3 protein-coding genes are annotated in these 2,000 nt (G+C 66.9%); 1 reads left to right on the top strand and 2 read right to left on the bottom strand.

Annotated elements, in window-relative coordinates; genetic code table 11:
• Positions 1-576, top strand: a 576-nt coding sequence (locus tag WB785_RS22450; protein WP_424081961.1) for a PQQ-binding-like beta-propeller repeat protein, incomplete at its 5' end; no start/stop codon positions are given.
• Positions 577-772: 196 nt separating this feature from the next.
• On the opposite strand, the gene WB785_RS22445 is transcribed toward WB785_RS22450, so the two are convergent.
• A complete protein-coding gene (locus tag WB785_RS22445) occupies positions 773-1,486 on the bottom strand; it encodes an esterase (RefSeq protein ID WP_424081959.1) in 714 nt (237 codons plus the stop codon).
• A 117-nt stretch (positions 1,487-1,603) separates the two neighbouring features.
• Positions 1,604-2,000, bottom strand: a 397-nt coding sequence (locus WB785_RS22440) for a THUMP-like domain-containing protein (protein WP_424081957.1), incomplete at its 5' end; no start/stop codon positions are given.

The following is a 2,000-nucleotide window of genomic DNA, read 5'->3' as shown; positions in this document are numbered from 1 at the left end:
GTGCTGACCGCGTTGAAGTACCACCCAGGCCAGAGCCCGCTGCTGACCCACGAATGGACCAGCGATGCGGTAAGCGGCGGGGCAATAGCCAGCCCGGTGCTGTCCAGCGACGGCTCGACGATTTACGTCAACGGCCGCGACGAGCGGTTGTGGGCGCTGCACGCCGCCGACGGCAAGCCGAAATGGTCGGTGCCGCTGAGATTCCTTGCGCAGACCCCGCCCTCGGTGAGACCGGGTGGGTTGGTCGTGTCGGGGGGCGGCCCGGACACCCGGCTGGTCGCGTTCAAGGACGCTGGCGACCACGCCCAAGAGGTGTGGCGCCGCAACGACGTCAGCCCGCTTTCGACGTCGAGCCTGGCCGGTCAGGGCGTCGGCTATGTGGTGGTGACCGGCGGGCCCGGCCAGGGAGCGCGGGGTATGTCGCTGCTGGTCTTCGATCCGGGCAGCGGCCGCACCCTCGGGAACTTTCCGCTGCCCGAGGCGACCGGCTACCCCATCGGGGTCTCGCTGGGCCGCGACCGGAGGGTCGTCACCGCCACCAGCGATGGCCAGGTGTACAGCTTCGCGCCGAACTGACTCGCCGGGCGTTGGACGCGAGGGCGGTTGCCCCAGCAGTCGCACGAATCCCTGAAGGTCGCAGTGGTAGTTGCGCCCGCCTCCGAGCGACAACTTCGGGCGTCGTTCCAGTTGTCGCTCCGAGGCGGGCAAACCGGATAGCCAGCTCTTCGAGAGGCTGCGGTGACAGATGTGACTGCTGCGGGCAGAAAGCGACTTAGCCTTTGACCGCCAGCGGTGGGATGGCATTGCGCGGCACGTGAGCCTGGGTGGCACCGGCGATCGATGCCGGCAGTAGTTCCCCCGGCGCGAAGTAGAAAATCAGCTCATCGTCGGTAATGGCGAAGTTCTGATAGTGCGACGAATCGAGGCCGGAGCCGGGCAGGATCGCCGCGCCGAATCCGGTCTGGCGTCCTACCTCGCGCTGAACGATCGGATAGATCGAGTCAAGCGCCTTGCTGTTAGGAGCGAAAAGAGTGTCGAAGGTGATCGGCTTCTGCGCGCCGACGTCGTCGTTGAAACCCTTGTAAGAGGTGGACGGCCGCGGGCCGCCGAGATCCTCGAAAACCTTGACCAACACGCTTCGGGTGCCGTTGGGGGCTTGCCCGGAGTGGTACTGCTCGAAGGTCACTTCCATCTGGTAGGGCACATCGCGGGTTCCCGACGTCTGTGACGACGTCTGAGCGACGTTGATGAATCCGTCCCGGTTCTGGCTGACGTAATCAGTGAGCGCCTGCTCGTCGGGATAGTCGAGCGGGAACTTCATGTCCAGGGTGTAGGTGGCGTTGGCGGCATGGACGTGGCACGTCTGCTCACCCTCGACGTCGCCGCCCATGCTGGTACAAGCCGAGTCCGCCCTGGCGACCGAGCCGTCGGCCCAGCCCAGCAGGGCACCGGCCGCGATCAGCGCGGCCGCGATCAAGTTGCGCATCGGTCGACTTGTCCTCGCAGGCTGGGAACGGCTCAAATGCCGTCTCGCCAGACTACCCGGCGGCCATTTCAGCGGATACCGAACCGCAGTGCCTTCGCCCGAGGGCGGCCAGCTGGTCTACCGCGACGGCCGACATACGAACAGCGCCCCGCGTGCGGCAGCACCCGAGCCGAGCCGGGTGATCACCACCGTCAAAGAGTCGCTGCCACGCAATGCCAAGCGCCGTCGCAGCGCGGTGGGGTCGACCTCCACACCGCGTACCAAAATCTCCAACGCGCCGCAGTTCAGCGCCGCAAGCGCTTGACGCAACCGACGCTCATCAAACGGCAACTGCTGGATGACCTCGAACCCTCGCATCCCGGTGGGCAACCGGTCACCGGACAGGTAGGCGATGTGCGGGTCCAGCTGCCACAGCGCGTGCCGCGCGGCATAGTGGCGCACCAGACCTGCCCGCACCACCGCCCCGTCGGGATCGACGATCCACCGGCCCACAGGGCGCACCGGGCAGTCGTCG

The organism is Mycobacterium sp. (genome assembly GCF_049585075.1).
Classification (GTDB): Bacteria; Actinomycetota; Actinomycetes; order Mycobacteriales; family Mycobacteriaceae; genus Mycobacterium.
This window is presented reverse-complemented; position numbering and strand designations above follow the sequence as displayed.